Source organism: Haloarcula salina, assembly GCF_049603855.1.
In the GTDB taxonomy this organism is placed as follows: Archaea; Halobacteriota; Halobacteria; order Halobacteriales; family Haloarculaceae; genus Haloarcula; species Haloarcula salina_A.
This window is the reverse complement of record NZ_CP187146.1, coordinates 2502969-2519335: the sequence shown is the minus strand read 5'-3', so window position 1 is coordinate 2519335 and position 16367 is coordinate 2502969. Positions and strand designations below refer to the sequence as shown.

General features: G+C 69.6%; 18 protein-coding genes. 9 read left to right on the top strand and 9 right to left on the bottom strand.

Annotated elements, in window-relative coordinates:
* Positions 1-13 precede the first annotated feature (13 nt).
* The 5 genes from ACOZ4I_RS12930 to ACOZ4I_RS12910 are packed head-to-tail and all read right to left on the bottom strand — an operon-like array spanning position 14 to position 5932.
* A complete protein-coding gene (locus ACOZ4I_RS12930; protein WP_424000170.1) occupies positions 14-2941 on the bottom strand; it encodes a PAS domain-containing protein in 2928 nt (975 codons plus the stop codon).
* A 57-nt stretch (positions 2942-2998) separates the two neighbouring features.
* Positions 2999-3538, bottom strand: a complete 540-nt coding sequence (locus ACOZ4I_RS12925) for an NTP transferase domain-containing protein (protein WP_424004809.1) — start codon at positions 3536-3538, stop codon at positions 2999-3001.
* Complete coding sequence (cobS, locus tag ACOZ4I_RS12920) at positions 3538-4341, bottom strand: adenosylcobinamide-GDP ribazoletransferase (RefSeq protein ID WP_424000168.1); 804 nt, start codon at positions 4339-4341, stop codon at positions 3538-3540. Before cobS ends, ACOZ4I_RS12925 begins: the two co-directional genes overlap by 1 nt.
* Entirely contained in the window at positions 4332-5297 is a 966-nt protein-coding gene (locus ACOZ4I_RS12915; RefSeq protein ID WP_424004808.1) for a CobD/CbiB family cobalamin biosynthesis protein, read from the bottom strand. Before ACOZ4I_RS12915 ends, cobS begins: the two co-directional genes overlap by 10 nt.
* Complete coding sequence (locus tag ACOZ4I_RS12910; protein WP_424000166.1) at positions 5294-5932, bottom strand: HAD family hydrolase; 639 nt, start codon at positions 5930-5932, stop codon at positions 5294-5296. The genes ACOZ4I_RS12915 and ACOZ4I_RS12910 overlap by 4 nt, the downstream gene beginning before the upstream one ends.
* Positions 5933-6060: 128 nt before the next feature.
* On the opposite strand from ACOZ4I_RS12910, the gene ACOZ4I_RS12905 reads away from it, so the two are divergent.
* The 6 genes from ACOZ4I_RS12905 to ACOZ4I_RS12880 all read left to right on the top strand — a co-directional run bounded on the left by ACOZ4I_RS12905 (position 6061) and on the right by ACOZ4I_RS12880 (position 10575).
* On the top strand, positions 6061-6441 hold the full coding sequence (locus ACOZ4I_RS12905) for a translation initiation factor IF-5A (protein ID WP_424000164.1): 381 nt from the start codon (positions 6061-6063) through the stop codon (positions 6439-6441).
* Positions 6442-6443: 2 nt separating this feature from the next.
* Entirely contained in the window at positions 6444-7247 is an 804-nt protein-coding gene (gene speB, locus ACOZ4I_RS12900; RefSeq protein WP_424000162.1) for an agmatinase, read from the top strand.
* Positions 7248-7376: 129 nt separating this feature from the next.
* Complete coding sequence (locus ACOZ4I_RS12895) at positions 7377-8348, top strand: alpha/beta fold hydrolase (protein ID WP_424000160.1); 972 nt, start codon at positions 7377-7379, stop codon at positions 8346-8348.
* 83 nt (positions 8349-8431) lie between these two features.
* Entirely contained in the window at positions 8432-9184 is a 753-nt protein-coding gene (locus ACOZ4I_RS12890; RefSeq protein ID WP_424000158.1) for a hypothetical protein, read from the top strand.
* 56 nt (positions 9185-9240) lie between these two features.
* Complete coding sequence (locus tag ACOZ4I_RS12885; RefSeq protein WP_424000156.1) at positions 9241-10008, top strand: Nif3-like dinuclear metal center hexameric protein; 768 nt, start codon at positions 9241-9243, stop codon at positions 10006-10008.
* 9 nt (positions 10009-10017) lie between these two features.
* Positions 10018-10575 carry a SprT-like domain-containing protein gene (locus tag ACOZ4I_RS12880; RefSeq protein WP_424000154.1) on the top strand — a complete coding sequence of 186 codons (558 nt, stop codon included), beginning with the start codon at positions 10018-10020 and terminating at the stop codon, positions 10573-10575.
* Between the two features lie 11 nt (positions 10576-10586).
* On the opposite strand, the gene ACOZ4I_RS12875 is transcribed toward ACOZ4I_RS12880, so the two are convergent.
* Positions 10587-10916 (bottom strand): AzlD domain-containing protein, encoded by a 330-nt coding sequence (locus ACOZ4I_RS12875; RefSeq protein WP_424000152.1) that lies wholly within the window; start codon positions 10914-10916, stop codon positions 10587-10589.
* Positions 10906-11598 carry an AzlC family ABC transporter permease gene (locus ACOZ4I_RS12870; protein ID WP_424000150.1) on the bottom strand — a complete coding sequence of 231 codons (693 nt, stop codon included), beginning with the start codon at positions 11596-11598 and terminating at the stop codon, positions 10906-10908. Before ACOZ4I_RS12870 ends, ACOZ4I_RS12875 begins: the two co-directional genes overlap by 11 nt.
* Positions 11599-11764: 166 nt before the next feature.
* Between ACOZ4I_RS12870 and ACOZ4I_RS12865 the strand changes: the two genes are divergently transcribed.
* The 3 genes from ACOZ4I_RS12865 to ACOZ4I_RS12855 all read left to right on the top strand — a co-directional run bounded on the left by ACOZ4I_RS12865 (position 11765) and on the right by ACOZ4I_RS12855 (position 14481).
* A complete protein-coding gene (locus ACOZ4I_RS12865; RefSeq protein ID WP_424000148.1) occupies positions 11765-12772 on the top strand; it encodes a deoxyhypusine synthase in 1008 nt (335 codons plus the stop codon).
* A gap of 128 nt (positions 12773-12900) precedes the next feature.
* Positions 12901-13911, top strand: a complete 1011-nt coding sequence (locus ACOZ4I_RS12860) for a glycerophosphodiester phosphodiesterase (RefSeq protein WP_424000146.1) — start codon at positions 12901-12903, stop codon at positions 13909-13911.
* 72 nt (positions 13912-13983) lie between these two features.
* Positions 13984-14481, top strand: coding sequence for an N-acetyltransferase family protein (locus ACOZ4I_RS12855; protein ID WP_424000144.1), 498 nt, complete (start codon positions 13984-13986; stop codon positions 14479-14481).
* A 122-nt stretch (positions 14482-14603) separates the two neighbouring features.
* Here the strand turns inward: ACOZ4I_RS12855 and ACOZ4I_RS12850 are convergent, their stop codons facing one another.
* Complete coding sequence (locus ACOZ4I_RS12850; protein ID WP_424000142.1) at positions 14604-14867, bottom strand: hypothetical protein; 264 nt, start codon at positions 14865-14867, stop codon at positions 14604-14606.
* 6 nt (positions 14868-14873) lie between these two features.
* Positions 14874-16163 (bottom strand): hypothetical protein, encoded by a 1290-nt coding sequence (locus tag ACOZ4I_RS12845; RefSeq protein ID WP_424000140.1) that lies wholly within the window; start codon positions 16161-16163, stop codon positions 14874-14876.
* Between the last annotated feature and the right edge of the window lie 204 nt (positions 16164-16367).

Here is a 16367-nt window from a genome sequence, read left to right as displayed (position 1 = left end):
GCCCGGCCGCCGGTCAGTGGTCGACTTCGACGCCGCGGATCTCGAATCGCGCGCCGCCCTCGGCGCTCTCGGTCACCGTCACGTCCCAGCCGTGAGCCTCGGCGATCTCCCGAACGATGGCGAGCCCGAACCCGGTCCCGGACTCCGAGGTCGAGTAGCCGCTCTCGAACACCCGCTCGCGCTTCGACTCGGGGATGCCGGGGCCGTCGTCTTCGACGTAGAAGCCGGTGCCGTCGTCCAGTTCGCCGACGGTCACCGACACGTCGTCGCCGCCGTGGACCACGCCATTACGAAAGAGGTTCTCGAATAGTTGCTGGAGCCGCGTCGGGTCCGCCCTTATCGCGCGGTCGAGGGTCACGTCGAGGGTCGCGCCTGCCGTCTGGACGTTTCGCCACCCCTGTTCGACCGCGTCGTCCAGCGCGACGGACGTGATGTCGGTGACGGTCTCGCCCTGTTGCGCGAGCGTCAGGAGGTCGTCGATCAGCTCCTGCATCCGGCGCAGCGAGCGCTCGATGGTATCGAGGTGCCCGTTCGGAGCGCCCTCTCGTGCGAGCTTCAGGCGGGCCATGGCAACGTCGAGCGGGTTCCGCAGGTCGTGGCTGACGATGCTGGCGAACTCTTCGAGGCGTTCACGCTGTCGCTCGACGTGCTCCTTGTACTCGACGCGCTCCGTGATGTCGGTCGCGACGCCACAGATGCCGGTCATGGCACCGTCATCGTCGTAGACCGGGCTCTTGAGGGTGAGGAACATCCGGGAGCCGTGTGCGGTCGGCGCTTGCTCCTCGCGCTCTATCGGGTCGCCGGTCTCGATGACCGCCCGGTCGTCCGCCCGGATTCGTTGCGCGACCGACTCGGGGAACAGGTCCTCGTCGGTCCTCCCGATCACGTCGTCCATGCCGCCCGCGATGACCTCGCGGAACTGCTCGCTGATGACCTGGTACCGCCCGTCGAGGTCCTTGACGAACACGAGCGCGGGCGTCGTCTCGAGGACGCTCTGGAGCTGTCTGTTCGTCCGGGCGAGTTCCGCCTCGCGCTCACGTCGCGCCGAAATGTCCCGCCCGATGGCGGCGACCCACTCGCCGCCCTCCGGGTGCTCGACCCGGTCGACGACGAACTCGTACGGGGTGGTCTCGCCGTCGCCGGTCTCCAGCGGCAGTTCCAGCCTGGCGTCGCCCGTCTCGAACGCGTCCGCGACGGTCTCGCGGTCCTCCGGCCGGAAGAACGAGACGCCGTCCATCGAGGCGAGGTCGTCGCCGTCGGTGTCGGTCACGCGTTCGAGCGACTCGTTCCAGCGCCTGACTCGCCCGCGCTCGTCCAGCAGAAAGAACACGTCGTCGACAGCGTCCAGGATGTCGTCGGTGAACTCCTTGTACTGACTGAGCGTCCGTTCTCGCTCTCTGAGTGCCTGCGTCGTCCGCTTCTGTTCGGTGATGTCGAGGGTCGCCCCCCGGATGACGTCGTCCCGGTCGTCGGGCCGTTCCGAGATGACGCGGAGCCAGCGCTCGTTGCCCTCGCCGGTCACGATGCGATACTCCTGGGTGAGCCCCTCGCCCTCGCCGATGAGCTGATCGGTCTCGGCAACGACCCGGTCGTAGTCGTCCGGGTGAACGAAACTGAGCACTTCGTCCGGCCGCATGGCGTCTCGGGGCGGGATTTCGAATATCTCGAAGAGTTGGTCCGTCCACGTCGCCTCGTACGGTGGTTCGGCGATATCGAGTTCCCACCCGCCCACGTCCGCGATCTGCTGGGTGTGCCTGAGGAGGTCGGTCTTTCGCGTCAGCTCTGCCTTCTGGGCTTTCTGGTCGGTGATGTCGACCATCGCGCCCCGGCACTTGTAGCGCTCGCCGACCGCCTCGACGGGGACGCCAATGGAGCGGAGCCATCGCGTCTCGCCTTCGGACGGGACGATTCTGGCCTCGATGTCGAACGGTTCGCCGTGCTCCAACAGACGGGTGAGCGTCGACTCGACGCGGTTGCGGTCCGCCGGGTGGATAATCTCCATGACCCGGTCGACGGGCAGCGGTCCGTCGGGTTCGAGCCCGTGCAACCGGTAGAAGCCACCCGTCGGTCTGCCGGTGCTCGGGCCGCCGTCGCTGGGGTCGATCTCCCACCCGCCCACGGACGCCAGTTCCTCAGTCTGTGCCAGCAGATTGCGCGTCCGCTCCAGTTTCTCCTCGCGCTCGACGCGCTCCGTCACGTCGCGGCCGGAGACGACGAGCGAGGTGATTTCGTCGTCGTCGTCCCTGACAGGACGGATGAACCCGTGCAGGCTGTACTCGGCGTCCGACTCGGTGTGATCGATTTCGAACTCCACGTACTCGCCGTCGGCGGCGCGCGCGACCCACTCGCGGACGACGGCCTCGCTGCCGATCGGCCAGCACGGCGTGTTCCAGAGCGGGGTGCCGGTCACCTCGTCGCTGGACGCCTCGACCATGTCGAGTGCGGTCTGGTTGATCTGTCGGACCGTTCCGTCGGGGTCGAGGACGCCGACGAGCGTCTGGGGGTCCTCGAAGACGGCCTCGAACCGTCGCTCGCTGCGCTCGCGCTCCCGGCGGGCGCGCCGTCGCTCGACGGCGTTTCGGACGCGATTCGCCAGGATGGTGTACTGGTCGGGGCCGCCGTCCTTCTGCAGGTAATCGGTGACGCCGTCCGTGATGGCCTCGCTCGCGACCTCCTCGCTCCCTTTGCCGGTAAAGAGGATGAACGGGAGGTCCGGGTGGTCCTCGCGGACTGCCTCGAAGAACTCGAGCCCGTTTCGACCCGGCATCTCGTAGTCGCTGACGACGCAGTCGATAGGGGACTGGTCCAGCACTCGCAAGCCATCCTCGGGAGTCGTGGCCGTCACGACAGAGAAGTCACCGGCCGATTCCAGAAACGCAGCTACCGTGTCTGCAAAGTCCGGTGCGTCGTCGACGTGGAGGACGCGTATCGGCTCGGCCATTGCCCAACGTAGTTGCTCCGCTGACATAATGGTTGGCGCGAACCCGACGAGCCACCGTTACAGCCACTCTTCTGCCACCAGGGCGTCGGTGAGCGTGTTGACGTTAACCGCTAGCCGGCGGTCGGGAACGACCGCATCGTGGTCCGGGCCCTCGCCGACGACGTTGACGCCGGTCGGCGAGACCTCCCGGCCGTCGGCGACGAACGTCGCGTCGTCGCTCACGCCGAGATCACGCTTCAGTGCCGCCGGGACCAGCACCGTCAGCGACCCCCGCTCGTGGGCGGCCAGTGCGCGGTCGAGAATCTCGCCGTCGAGCAGCGGGAGGTCGGCGGCGACGGTCACCACCGGCGTCGAGACCCGATCGTCGGCGAGTGCCGCATCCAGGTCCGCGACGTAGCCCTCCCCCGGGGTCTCGATGCAGGGCACGTCCAGATGGGCCGCCGTCTCCGGCGCGTTCGGCGACACGACGCCGTAAATTCCCTCGATGGAACTCTCTTGGAGTGCGCCGGCGACGCGGTCGACCATCCGGACGCCGCCGACACGGAACAGGGGCTTCTCAGAGTCGCTGTCGAGCCGCGTCCCCCGGCCGCCACACATCACGAGAGCGTCCACACGATCACCTCCCAGGTCCCGGCCGAGAGCGGCCCCCAGCCGCCGAAGACCGTCCACGCGGCGACGCCGACGTGGAGCGCCGCGGCGCGGGCGAGTTCGTTTGCCGCGCCGAAGGCGTCGCCGCCAACGCCACCGAGCCGGCGGTTCGCCCACCGGTTGACGACCAGCGCCAGTGCCGGCCCCGAGAGGACCGCGAGCGCAGTCGCCGGGACGGCGAGGGCGGCGGCCGGGAGCGCGGCGACCAGCGGCGCGAGGAGGTGTCGCGGACGCTTCCCGTCGAGGACCGTCGCGCCGAACCCCTCGTGGCTCGGCCGCCCGACGCAGGCGAGCGTCGCCATCGACAGCTTCGCGCCGACCTCCGCGGCGACGACGAGCGCGACGGCGACGAGCGTCGGGAGTCCGGCGACGGCGAGCGCGCCGAGGGCGAGCGCCAGGAGGACGGTCCCGAGCGCGAGGACGGCCCCCACGCCGACGGTGGTGTCTCGCATCACGTCGCGTCGCTCGTCGGGGTCGCCGTGGACGACGGCCGCGTCGCCGAGGTCCGCGAGGCCGTCGGCGTGGTTGACGCCGGCGGCGAGCACGACCGCCGTCAGGTACGCCGCGGCGACGACAGGGGCGGGGAACGCGCCCGCGGCGAGGAAGGGAACCGCGACGAGGAGCCCGACGACGTAGCCGGCCAGCGGGAACGCCGCGGGGGTCGCGACGAAAGCCTCCCAGGCGGCCTCGGTGTGGCCGACCGGGAGCCGCGAAAGGAATCCGAGCGCGCCGCGGACAGCGGTCAGGACCACGCGAGCACCCCCGCGCCCGCGAGCAGGTACGCGAGCAGGCCGGCGACGCCGACGCGGGCGACGCCCCGCCGGGCCGCCGCCCCGCTCGGGAGGTCCGCCGCGGGGTTCAGAACGTACGCGCCGGGTTTTTCGAGGCGGACCCCGAGCGCCGCGGCGGTCGTGCCCATCGGCCACCCGGAGTTCGGTGAGGGGACGGCGTCCAGCCACTCGCGAGCGAGCGCCAGCGACCGAGGCGAGGCGAACGCGACGGCCAGCAGGACCGCGCTCGCTCGGGCGGGCAGCCACATCGCCGCGTCGTCGAGGCGCGCGGCCGGCGTCCCGACGCGCTTCGAGCGGTAGCCGAGCATCGAGTCCATCGTGTTGACGGTCTTGACCCACGCCGCCGCGCCGGCGGCGACGGGGAGCGCGGGAAGCCCGAGACCGCCCGCGAGCAATCCGGCGAGGACGAACGCGCCCAGCGACGCGACCAGCCCGTCGGCGAGGTTCTCGGCCGCGCTCTCGACGGCGGCGCTCCGAACCTGTCCCGCCGAGAGGGCGCTGGCGTCGCGGCCGGCGAGCGCGAGCAGTCCCTCCCGTGCGGCGGGCAGGTCGTTCTCGGTATCGTCGACGACGCCGTTTGCGGCGGCGAGGAGTTCCCGGAGGCTGGTCGTCAGGAACAGCGCGAGTCCGGCGGCGGCGACGCCGGCGATAATCGACACAGAAGCAACGACTGCGACAGAAATACCCACGAACGAACCGACGGCGAGCGGGAGCGCGACGGCCGAAACGGTCCCGACGAGCAGCGGCCGGTCCCACTCCCGGTCGAGCGGCGCGACGACCCGACCGAGCCACGCGATGGGGTGGAATCGGTTCGTCGGTTCGCCGATCGTCAGTTCGAGCGCGGCGGCGACGGCGACGGCCGCGAGCGCCGCGGCCCCCTCGCCGGTCAGGATTTCCAGGGCGCGTAGCGCGGTCAGCACAGCCGTCCCTCCCTGAGGTCTGCGGCGAGGTCGGAGAGCGTCTGGTCGGCGAGGAGAATCGACCGCGCGCCGGCCCGCCCGGCCCCGCCGTCGGTCCGGGCGTCGTCACCGACGTGGACGAGGTCCGCGAGCGGGACAGAGAGCGCGTCGGCGGTCGCCTCGAAGATCTCGGGGTGGGGCTTTCGCCAGCCGCAGTCGACGCTGACGACGACGGCGTCGAAGTCCCGGTCAGCGGCCCGTCCGAGACCGGCGCGGTCGAGCGTGCGTTCGACCAGTCCCGGGACGGAGCAGTTCGAGCAGAGTCCCACCGGGCCGCACTCTGCGGCGGCGTCGAGCGCCTCGACGGCCCCGTCGCGGACCGTCACCGGGCTGTCGAAGGCCGCGAGGACGGCCTCGCGTGCGGTCGCCTCGGACACGTCGACGCCGCGACTCGCGAGCGCCAGCCTGACGTGTTCGTCGAGCGGGGCTTCGCGGCCGCGCTCGTAGTCGCGGTGGGACGAGCGGTAGGCGGCCTCCCAGTCGTCGGGGACGCGGACCGAGCGGGCGGCGAGCGCGTCCGCGACGGCGTCCCACGGGGCGGCCGGTCGGTCGGCCGCGACGAGCGTCCCGAACAGGTCGAACGAGAGTGCCACACTCCTGTGGTTACTGCAAGCGCACTTGAACTGTGCGGTGGTCGGCCACACGCCGGCGCGACAAGGGCACCGGTCCGGGCTTGCGCCATTCCAAACCGTTTATACCGAAACAGGGGTAATCCGGCGGTATGGCAAGAGAGCAGACCGAAGTTCGAGAGCTCGACGAGGGAAGCTACGTCATGATCGACGACGCGCCGTGTAAGATCAACTCCTACAGCACGGCCAAGCCGGGCAAGCACGGCAGCGCCAAGGCCCGAATCGACGCCAAGGGTGTCTTCGACGAGAAGAAGCGCTCGCTGTCCCAGCCGGTCGACGCGAAGGTCTGGGTCCCGATCATCAACCGCAAGCAGGGTCAGGTCGTCTCCACCGACGGTAACGACGCCCAGGTCATGGACCTCGACACCTACGACACGTTCACGATGCGCGTCCCGGAGGACATCGACCTCCAGCCCGACGACGAGATCGAGTACCTCCAGTACGAAGAGCAGCGCAAGATCACGCGCTCGTAACGATGTTCCCCGGTGCGGGGGCCGAGCGCGAGGCGGCCGACTACGCCGTCGTCGGCGCGCCCCTCGACGCCTCGACCTCGTTTCGCCCCGGCGCGCGATTCGGCCCGCGCCGCGTGCGCCAGTTCGCCCAGGGCTTCGACGACTTCGACCACCGCACCGACCAGCACTTCACCGACTGTTCCGTCCACGACCACGGCGACATCGGCCCCACGGCCGACACCGCCGAGTACCTCACCTTCCTCGAAGGGACGCTCTCCGATTTCGACAGCGACGGGGCCGTCCCGCTCCTCGTCGGCGGCGAGCACACCGTCTCCGTCGCCGGCGTCCGCGCGCTCGACCCGGACGTGTTCGTCTGTCTCGACGCCCACCTCGACTTGCGGGAGTCCTACGCCGGCGACGAGTACTCCCACGCGACGGTGACGCGCCACGCGCTCTCGGTGGCCGACGAGGCCGTCGTCGTCGGCGCGCGAACCGGCTCCGAGGCCGAGTGGGACCGGGCGAGCGCCGACGACGTGACCGTCGTCCCGCCCGAGGACGCGGCCGACTGGACCCCCGATTTCGACGGCGCTGACGTCTATCTCTCGGTCGACATCGACGCCGCCGACCCCGGCTTCGCGCCCGGAACCGGGACGCCGGAGCCGTTCGGTCTCGCCCCGCGCGAGCTACACGAGGCCGTCCGGGCCGTCGCCCCGCAGTGCGTCGGCTTCGACGTGGTCGAGGTCAACGACCGCGACGACGGCCAGGCCGGGACGCTGGCCGCGAAGCTCCTGCGAGCGTTCGTGTTCGCCCACGCGGCCGCCGAGTGACGGTGGCGACCGGACGATGGCCTTCGGTGGCGACCGACCAGTCTCGGTGACGACCGACTCGCTCGGACGCCGGCCGTCCCCACCGCGGGCCGCGGTGTACTGATGTGGCTTCGGGCAGACGGTCCGCCTATGCGAACTGACGAGTCCCTCCCGGAGGACCGCCCGCTGTCGCCCGACGACTGGCCCGACCCGGCCGAACAGCGCTACGCGGAGCGACAGGCCCGTCTCGCCGACCGCTACGGCGTCGACGCGGCGTCGCGCGTCCTCGACACCGACGCAGCGGGACGGATTCACTATCTCGCCGCGGGCGACCCCGACGGTGAGCCGGTATTGTTACTCCACGGGGTCGGCCTGCCGGCGGCGACGTGGCTCCCGCTGGTCCCGCACCTCGCAGACGAGTACCGCGTGTACGCGCCCGACCGGCCGGGGCTCGGACTCTCGGCCGCCCCGAGCTACCGGGACCGCGACCTCCGGTCGTTCCTGGTGGCGTACCTGCTGGACCTGCTCGACGACCGCGGCGTGGAGCGCCCGCACGTCGTCGGCAACTCCCACGGCGGGCTCCAGGCGTTCCTGCTCGCGCTCGACCACGAGCGCGTGGACCGACTGACGCTGGTCGGCGCGCCGGGTGGCGTTTCGCGGGACCTCCCGCTACTCTTTCGCCTGCTGACAGTGCGCGGCGTCAACCGCGCCCTGTTCTGGCTCATGGGCCGGGGCGACCCGGTCGAGAACGCGCGCCAGTCGATGGCGCGGGTGAACGTGGTCGACGACAGCGCGCTCCCCGAGTCGTTCTACGAACTGCTGGCCGCGGGCGCAGGGCTCCCGGACCGCGAGGCGAGCCAGCGCTCGCTGGCGACCGCACAGGGCTCGTTCGGCCGCGCGCACCCGCTGTTCGACCTCCGCGAGGAGATATACGGCATCGGTCGCCCGACGCGGTTCGTCTGGGGAACGGACGACTCGTTCTGGTCGCCCGACGTGGGCCGGCCCGTCGCCGAGCGGATGCCGGACGCCGACTTTCACGAACTCCCGGGCCACGGCCACACCCCGTGGCTGGAGCCGGGCGAGGAGGCCGCCGCGCTCGTCCGGTCGTTCCTCGACGAGTAATCCGTATCCGAACGAATACAACGTATACGCCCTCGATCTGTGAGCGGGAGGCCTATTACGACGCGGGCGTGTACCTCACGCGCATGGAGCAGCTATCCTCGTGTTACTTCTGTGGCGGGGCGCTCGACGTCTCGCTGGCCGAGTACCCGATCGTCCCGAAGACCCTCCAGCCAGACGCCGAGACGCAGGGCACCGTCGTCCTCTGTTCGACCTGTCGCCAGAAGCTCGCGGCCATCGTCGAACCGGTGGTCGAGGCGGCCGCAAACGGGGGCGACGAGACGCCGGGCGACGTGCCTGACGAACAGCCGGCATCGGCTCCCGATACCGCCGCGAGCGCCGCGGACACCGAACGCGAGAACGGGACAATCGACGAGCGAGGGAGTGACCCCCTCGACGAAGGCGACCGCGAATCGGCCGCTACCGACGGTATCGTCGACCCGACCGCGGACGGCACGCTTCTGGGCGGCAGTGACGCCACCGACGAGCCGTCCGGTGAGAGCGGCGTCGCGACCCCATCCGATGCAACGTCGGAAGCCCGGACCACAGCCGACGCGGCGGAGGAGAGCGGCCCCGACACGGCGGCCGCGACTGACACCGATGCCGCGAGCGGGGACAGCGACACGACCGAGCAGGGGCCCTCGCTCACGAAACTGGAGTACAACAAGGTGATGCGCCTGCTCCAGAACCGGGAGATGCCGGTCGACCGCGCCGAGATTCGCGAGGTTGCGGTCAACGCCTACGACATCGAATCCGAACAGTTCGACGCCATCATCGACGCCGCCGTGGAACGGGACCTGATCGGCCAGGAGCGCGGCAAACTGGTCGAGGCGGAGTGAGTCCGCCGGGCGGCGGTAGAGAAAAGCATACCACCGCCCCTCGCAAAGCACGGGCCATGAACGCAGGCGACATCGCGAGCCGTCTCGACGACCGCCTCGACATCGACGCGTACGCCGACATCGACGCCAGTCCGAACGGCCTCCAGGTCGGTCCGGCGAGCCAGCCGGTCGACCACGTGGCCGTCGCCGTCGACGCGGCGGTCGAGACCATCGACCGGGCCGCCGAGGCCGGTGCGGACCTGCTCGTGACCCACCACGGTATCGTCTGGGGTGGGATGGAGCGCGTGACCGGGAGCCACTACCGCCGGGTCGCGCCGCTGATCGACGACGACCTCGCGCTGTACGTCGCACACCTCCCGCTCGACGGCCACCAGACGCTCGGCAACGCGGCCGGCGTCGCCGACCTCCTGGACCTGGGCAACCGCGCGCCGTTCGGGTCGATGGGCGGGGAACACATCGGCCAGCGGGGGACCCTCGCGGAGCCGACGACCGTCTCCGAACTCGCTTCTTCTCTCGAAGGCAAATTGGACACGGGCGGCGAGCACGTCCAGGTGCTTGACTTCGGCCCGTCGACTGTCGAGGACGTGGCGATCGTCACGGGCAGCGGCGTCGACTGGCTCCAGGAGGCCGCCGAGACGGGTGCGGACGTACTCGTCACCGGCGAGGGCAAACAGCAGGCCTACCACGAGGCCCGCGAGGCGGGCGTCCACGTCGTCCTCGCCGGTCACTACGCGACCGAGACGTTCGGCGTCCAGTCGCTGCGGGAGACTGTCGCCGACTGGGGCCTGGAGACGACGTACGTCGACTGCCCGACCGGGCTCTGAGCCGCCGCGATGGAAGGTTCCTACGACGGTATCGAATCCGACGCGGACCTGATCGAGTGGTCCCGCGGGTACTGTCGCGCGGTCCGCCGCGAGCGCGCCGTGTCGGTCCGGTTCGACCTCGTCGACTGGGAGGTGTCCCACCGGGCCAAGCGCCGCGCCGCCGCGGTCAAGCGACCGAAACTCGACGGCGCGACCGTCGGGGAGCCCTTCGACTGGGACGCCCTCGACGGGAGCGACGGTCGGCCGCTCCGCTGTACCGTCTCGCTGACGTGGGAGGCCTTCGAGTCGTTCGACCGGGTCGAGTGGGAGTCGACGCTGCGCCACGAACTGATCCACGTCGAGCAGTACCAGCGCGACGGGACGACCGACCACGGCCCCGCCTTCCGTGAGCGAGCCGCGCACCTCGACACCGACGTCCACTGCCCCGCCTTCAGCGACCCGAAGTACGTCCTCACCTGCGGCGACTGCGGGGACCTCGTGGCGCGCCGGTACCGCGACTGCAAACTGGTCGAGCAGCGCGAACGCTATCGGTCGAACTGCTGTGGCGCGTCGCTCGAACTCGCCTGACCGACGGCGGCTCAGAACAGGAGTCGGACGGCCCAGAGGACGCCCATCCCGGTCGCCATCGTCGCGAACACGTCCTCGGTCTTCCAGGCCACGCCCGCCGCGAGCGCGCCCGCGACGAACTTGTCCGGGGCGAAGGCCGCGGCGTCGAGCGTCACGAACGACGGGAGCACGAGCGCGGCGAGGACGGCCGCGGGGACGAAGCGCAACAGGCGCTCGACGCCGGGCGGAATCTCGTCGAGGCGGCCGAACAGCGCGATGAAGGAGAGCCGGCAGGCGTAGGTCAGGACGCCGACGAGCGCGACGGCGGCGGCGAGCGCGACCGGGTCGTAGCTAGTCGTCATCGGTCCCCTCCGCGAGCGACTCGGTGACCACGCCGGCCGCGATGCCGACCGCCGAGCCGACGAGCAGGCCGAGGTTGAGCGGGAGGCCCGCGCCGACGACGGCCAGCGCGCCCCCGACGACGGCCGCGACCGCGGACGCCCGGTCCTCGATGGCCGGGACCAGGATGGCGAGAAAGACCAGCGGGATGGCGAACTCGAGGCCCCACGCGTCGGGGACGCCGGTCCCGAGCAGCGCACCGGCGACGGTGGTGACCTGCCACACCGCCCAGAGGGTCACCGCCGCGCCGAGGTAGTACCACTTCCGGTCGACGGGACGGTCGGACCGGTAGCTGGCGACGGAGATGGCGTACGCTTGGTCCGTGAGGACGTAGGCGAGGCCGGCTTTCCACCGGGCGGTGAACTCCCGGAAGTACGGGGCGATGGAGGCCGAGTACATCAGGTAGCGGAGGTTGATGACGACCGCCGTCGCGACGACGACGGAGAGCGGGGCGTCCTGCCCGAGGAGTTCCAGGGCGGCGATCTGCGACGCGCCGGCGAAGACGACGACGGACAGCCCGACCGCCGTCGGGAGTCCGAACCCGGCGTTGACGGCGGCGATGCCGGCGACGAGGCCGAAGGGGACGATGCCCAGCAACAGCGGCACCGCGTCGCGGGCACCGCGGCGGAACGCGGAAGTGTCCATAGCTGTAGGTCCGCATCGGGCACGCTAAGGCCTCCGTTTCGACTGCCGTGTGACATGCCGAGACGGGCCACGCGGACGCTGGCGGGGGCCGACGCGCAGTGGCCACCACGGCCGCCGACGCGGCGAACCGCGACGTTGAAACCGCGGCGCGCCCGACTGGCGTCCAATGAGCGACCACACCGACGAGCGAGAGACGTTCTGCCACGATCCCATCGGCCACGCGGAGGCGCGGGCCGGGATGACCGTAGGCGAACTGGCCGACAGCTACGGGCAGGCCGGTATCGGCGCGAGCGATCTCCACGAGGCCGTCGACGTGTACAGCGAGATGCTGGACGACGACGTGACGACGTTCTTCGGGCTGGCCGGCGCGATGGTTCCGACGGGGATGCGGGCCATCGTGAGCGAACTCATCCGCGACGGACACATCGACGTGCTGGTCACGACCGGCGCGAACTGCACGCACGACAGCATCGAGGCCATCGGCGGCAAGCACCACCACGGCGAGGTCACGCCCGCGGACCGGACCGAGCGCGAGCACGACGAGACGCTGCGCGACGAGGGCGTCGACCGCATCTACAACGTCTACCTCCCCCAGGAGCACTTCGCACTGTTCGAGGACCACCTCCGAAGCGAGGTGTTCGGCCCGCTCAAAGACGAGGGCGCGGTCTCGATTCAGCGTCTGACCGAGGAACTCGGCCGGGCCAACAGCGAGGTCAACGAGCGCGAGGACGTGGCCGAGGACGCCGGCGTGCTGGCGGCGGCCTACGAGAACGACGTTCCAGTCTACTGTCCGGCGTTCCAGGACTCGGTGCTCGGCCTGCAGGCGTGGATGTACTCACAGACGAGCGAGTTCACGGTCGACGCGCTCGCGGACATGACGGGGATCACCGACATCGCCTACGAGGCTGACAGCGCGGGCGCGATGGTCGTCGGCGGCGGCGTTCCGAAGAACTACGTCCTCCAGACGATGCTCGTCTCGCCGGACGCCTACGACTACGCCGTCCAGCTGACGATGGACCCTTCGAACACTGGCGGCCTCTCCGGCGCGACGCTGGACGAGGCCCGTTCGTGGGGCAAACTGGAGAAGGACGCCCGCAACGTCTCGGTGTACGCCGACGCCACCATCACGCTCCCGCTGGTCGTCGCTGCGGCCCGCGAACGCGTCGGCGAGTGAGGGCCTGATCCGTCCGGTATGTACGACTATACACCTGACCGCCGTCGCGGACTGCTCCCGAGACGCCGTACCGCTACATATCACTCATATAAAACGTCTTTCGCGGGCCACCGGCACCCTCGATCGTCATGTCACGCTACATCGGTCGGCGGTCGTTCGTCGAGGGAACTGCGGCGACGCTCGCTGGCGCAGGTATCGCGGGCACGGTCAGCGCACGGCAGTCCGGCGACGCCGAGGGCGAGGACGACGAACAGAACGAGAACGGGCAGGGCGAGAACGGCGACGCGGAGGGCGCGATGACCGACGACCCGACGCTCGTCGCGCATCGCGGGTTCGCCGGCGTCTACCCCGAGAACACGGAACTGGCCGTCGAGGCCGCCTCGTTCGGCGGGCCGGGGACGGACACCGTCCACCGCCGGGCGGATATGATCGAGGTCGACGTGGTCCCGACCGCGGACGGGACGCTCGTGACGTTCCACGACGACGGCCTCGCCGGGCGCGACGGCGGCGAGCGCGGCCTGACGGACGCGGAGGGCCTGGTCTTCGAGACGGACACGGACACCGTCACGAGCGCGACCGTCCTCGGGACCGAGGAGACGGTCCCGACGCTGGAGACCGTGCTCGACTCGATTCCGCCGAGCGTGGGCGTCAATCTCGAGTTCAAGAACCCCGGGAGCGAGGCCCTCCGCTTCGGCGAGTCGCTGTCCGAGGACGCGCTCGCGACGCAGAAAGCGGTCTGGCGGCCCTACACCGAGCGCGCCCTCTCGCTCGCGAGCGAGTACGACAACGAACTCCTCGTCTCGTCGTTCTACGAGGCCGCGCTGGCGACGGTGCGCGAGACCGACGACTCGATTCCCGTCGCGTTCCTCTTCTGGGACAGCATCGAGACCGGCCTGGAAATCACCCGGCGGTACGACTGCGAGGCGCTGAACGTGCCCCGAAACATGGTGCAGGGGACGCCCCTGTTCGACGACGAGTACTACGTCGAGGGCGGGTTCAGCGACGTTGACCTGGTCGAGGTCGCCCACGACGAGGACCGCGAGGTGAACGTCTGGACGGTCGAGACGTGGTACCAGGCCCAGGAACTCGCGCGGGCCGGCGTCGACGGCCTCATCGCGGACTACCCGACGATTCTCTGAGCAGGATTCTCCGCGGCGGACTCGCCGCGCTGCGCCCACAGTTCTATTGTGATCCGAGCTAGACACTCTCACATGTCATTCCAAACGACTGTCCGGCCGGCCGAGCCGGTGGATGTCACTGACATCCGACGGGTCGCAAGCGCCGCGTGGCACACCGTGTACGACGACATCCTCGGCGCGGAGACCGTCGACGACCTGCTCGACGAGGGCTACGCCACCGAGGTGCTAGAGCGAATGATCGAACTCGACGAGGTGGGCCTGTTCGTCTCGACGGCGGACGGCGACGTGGTCGGGTACGCGAGCTGCGGGATGACCGACGCCGCGGGCTTCGGTGACCTCGACCTGTACGTCCACCCGGACTACTGGGGCGAGGGCATCGGGACGGACCTGCTCTACCGGGGCGAGAATCACTTGCGCGAGCTCTCGGTTCGGAAGATTCGCGACGAGGTGCTCTCGGCAAACGAGGTCGGTAACGGCTTCTACCGGACGCACTTCGAGAAGATCGGCGAGCGGACGACCGAGGTCGGCGGGCGGGAGTACCCGGTCAACGTCTACGAGCGGACGGTGTAATCTCGACTCGATCTGCGTTTCGTTCCCCCCACGCGGGTCGAACAGTCGGTCGAATCGGCGACTATCGGCGGAAAATCCCGAAGCGAGTCGACAGCCGCCGTCGGAAGCGGGGACGAGTCGTATTATCGGTACTTCTCCATAGCCCGCGAACTGGCCGGACTGAACTGCGGCGGCGCGGGTTCGGCCTGGCTGGCGACCTCGTCGGCCGCGTTCGCTCGACGGAACTGTGCGGGCGGTCGTTCGACGTCGTTCATCTCGACTGGCGGCTCGGCCGCGCTTTCACCGGGTTCGGCCGGCGGCTCCGCCTGCACGGATTCGGCGGCTTCGATCCCCTCGATGGAGACGCCTTCGTCGCTGTCGTCCGAGATCTGGATCGTGATTTGCATCGTGGATCACCGGGTGACGCTGTAGTTGACGTCGCAGTCGGCCGACCGACTGGACCACTTGTTCTCCGCTCTGATCTGGTAGTAGATGCCGCTGGCAGTCCTGTACGTCGACGCCACCCTGACGTCGACCCAGTCGCCGCTGTTGACCGGGTGTCCGACGAAGTCAACGGCGTAGCGGTCGTCCCACGGGCCGCTCCAGCGGTGGATGACCTGGCTCGGATCGAGCGAGACGCGGAACGCCGTCCCGGTGACGCGCATGTCGTCGGCGTCGACGAGGTCCTGTGAGGACACCGGCGTGAGGCGACCGTGTTCGGCCTGGACGGTGTCCATCGGGACGCCGAGCGTGATGCTGCTGCTGCCGGCGAACAGGAGGCTGGTCCCGTAGAAACCGTCCTCCTGTTCCATCCCGATCAGGCTGCCGCTGTCACCGCCGGCGGCCATCGCGTTGAACACGTCGAGGTCGACCATCTTCGCGACGCCGTGGCTGTACTGGACGTTGAACGAGGCGTGGCGGGCGGTACACTTCGCCCGGGTGACGCCCGTCGTCCGACCGCTCTTGACGTGCACCGCACCGATTTGAGCGTCGGTGAACTCGCGAAGGTCCTCGTGGAGTTCCCAGATGTCGGTCTGGAGGTGGTCCGGTTTGACCTCAACGAGCGCGCTGTCGGTCTTGTTCTCCGGGTACGGCGCGCTGGTCGAGGCGTCGATGGCGTTGAAGCTCAGCAGCGATCCGATGGCGTCGTCCGGCGCGGAACCGCCATCGTACGGCCCGGGTTGCAGTACGGTGTCGCCCCTGTTAGCCTGTCCGCTGTTGGCGGCGACGTGGGAGTTCGTGAGGAAGACGAGCCGATCGTCCTGCGTCCGGAGCGGCTGCGTCCCGAGCGTCCCGGCCGTGATGTCCGGGTGGCCACACGAGACGCCCGCCGGGGCCGGTCGCCAGCGCCGCGTCCGCGAGAGCGACTCTGGGATCTCCTGAATCTCCGCTCGCCCGCGCTGTTCAAGGTTCATCGGGGCTTCCGGAGCGGTCAGTTCGAGTTCGAGCGCTCGGACCTCTCCCGATTCCTGAACGTCGGTTTCGTACGTCTTCCCGTCGATTTCGATCTCGCTCGGGATGATTTCGTCCTCGCCGAGGTCGGCTTCCGAGACTTTCTTCGTGACGAAAACGATGACGGATTCCGTCTCCTCGTCCGGTTGCCCCGCTCGTTGCTTCGGGCCGATCCCGGTCCCCGTTACGTTGGGATACGATTCAAATTCTTCCCGTGTCTCTTTCGGGACTTCCGTGAGTTCGAGTTCCATAGGTGTTCCCTGGCTGCTCATTCCGACGGTCGTCGGTCGATACAGTCCGCGTGAGTGTCGAGCGTCGGGTGGCGGTGGATACGGCGACCACGTTCCTCGGTCTTCGTCGACTATCCTGGCAAGCCGGAATGAACATGATAGAATATGACGTTAGATAACTTAAAATTATGTATTACTAATATGTTTGGCGATAGTGCGACCCTC

Coding starts and splice junctions, on each gene's coding strand:
- ACOZ4I_RS12930 (WP_424000170.1), bottom strand. CDS start 2,941: ATGGCCGAGCCGATACGCGTCCTCCACGTCGACGACGCACCGGACTTT.
- ACOZ4I_RS12925 (WP_424004809.1), bottom strand. CDS start 3,538: ATGTGTGGCGGCCGGGGGACGCGGCTCGACAGCGACTCTGAGAAGCCC.
- ACOZ4I_RS12905 (WP_424000164.1), top strand. CDS start 6,061: ATGGCAAGAGAGCAGACCGAAGTTCGAGAGCTCGACGAGGGAAGCTAC.
- speB (WP_424000162.1), top strand. CDS start 6,444: ATGTTCCCCGGTGCGGGGGCCGAGCGCGAGGCGGCCGACTACGCCGTC.
- ACOZ4I_RS12895 (WP_424000160.1), top strand. CDS start 7,377: ATGCGAACTGACGAGTCCCTCCCGGAGGACCGCCCGCTGTCGCCCGAC.
- ACOZ4I_RS12890 (WP_424000158.1), top strand. CDS start 8,432: ATGGAGCAGCTATCCTCGTGTTACTTCTGTGGCGGGGCGCTCGACGTC.
- ACOZ4I_RS12885 (WP_424000156.1), top strand. CDS start 9,241: ATGAACGCAGGCGACATCGCGAGCCGTCTCGACGACCGCCTCGACATC.
- ACOZ4I_RS12880 (WP_424000154.1), top strand. CDS start 10,018: ATGGAAGGTTCCTACGACGGTATCGAATCCGACGCGGACCTGATCGAG.
- ACOZ4I_RS12875 (WP_424000152.1), bottom strand. CDS start 10,916: ATGACGACTAGCTACGACCCGGTCGCGCTCGCCGCCGCCGTCGCGCTC.
- ACOZ4I_RS12870 (WP_424000150.1), bottom strand. CDS start 11,598: ATGGACACTTCCGCGTTCCGCCGCGGTGCCCGCGACGCGGTGCCGCTG.
- ACOZ4I_RS12865 (WP_424000148.1), top strand. CDS start 11,765: ATGAGCGACCACACCGACGAGCGAGAGACGTTCTGCCACGATCCCATC.
- ACOZ4I_RS12860 (WP_424000146.1), top strand. CDS start 12,901: ATGTCACGCTACATCGGTCGGCGGTCGTTCGTCGAGGGAACTGCGGCG.
- ACOZ4I_RS12855 (WP_424000144.1), top strand. CDS start 13,984: ATGTCATTCCAAACGACTGTCCGGCCGGCCGAGCCGGTGGATGTCACT.
- ACOZ4I_RS12850 (WP_424000142.1), bottom strand. CDS start 14,867: ATGCAAATCACGATCCAGATCTCGGACGACAGCGACGAAGGCGTCTCC.
- ACOZ4I_RS12845 (WP_424000140.1), bottom strand. CDS start 16,163: ATGGAACTCGAACTCACGGAAGTCCCGAAAGAGACACGGGAAGAATTT.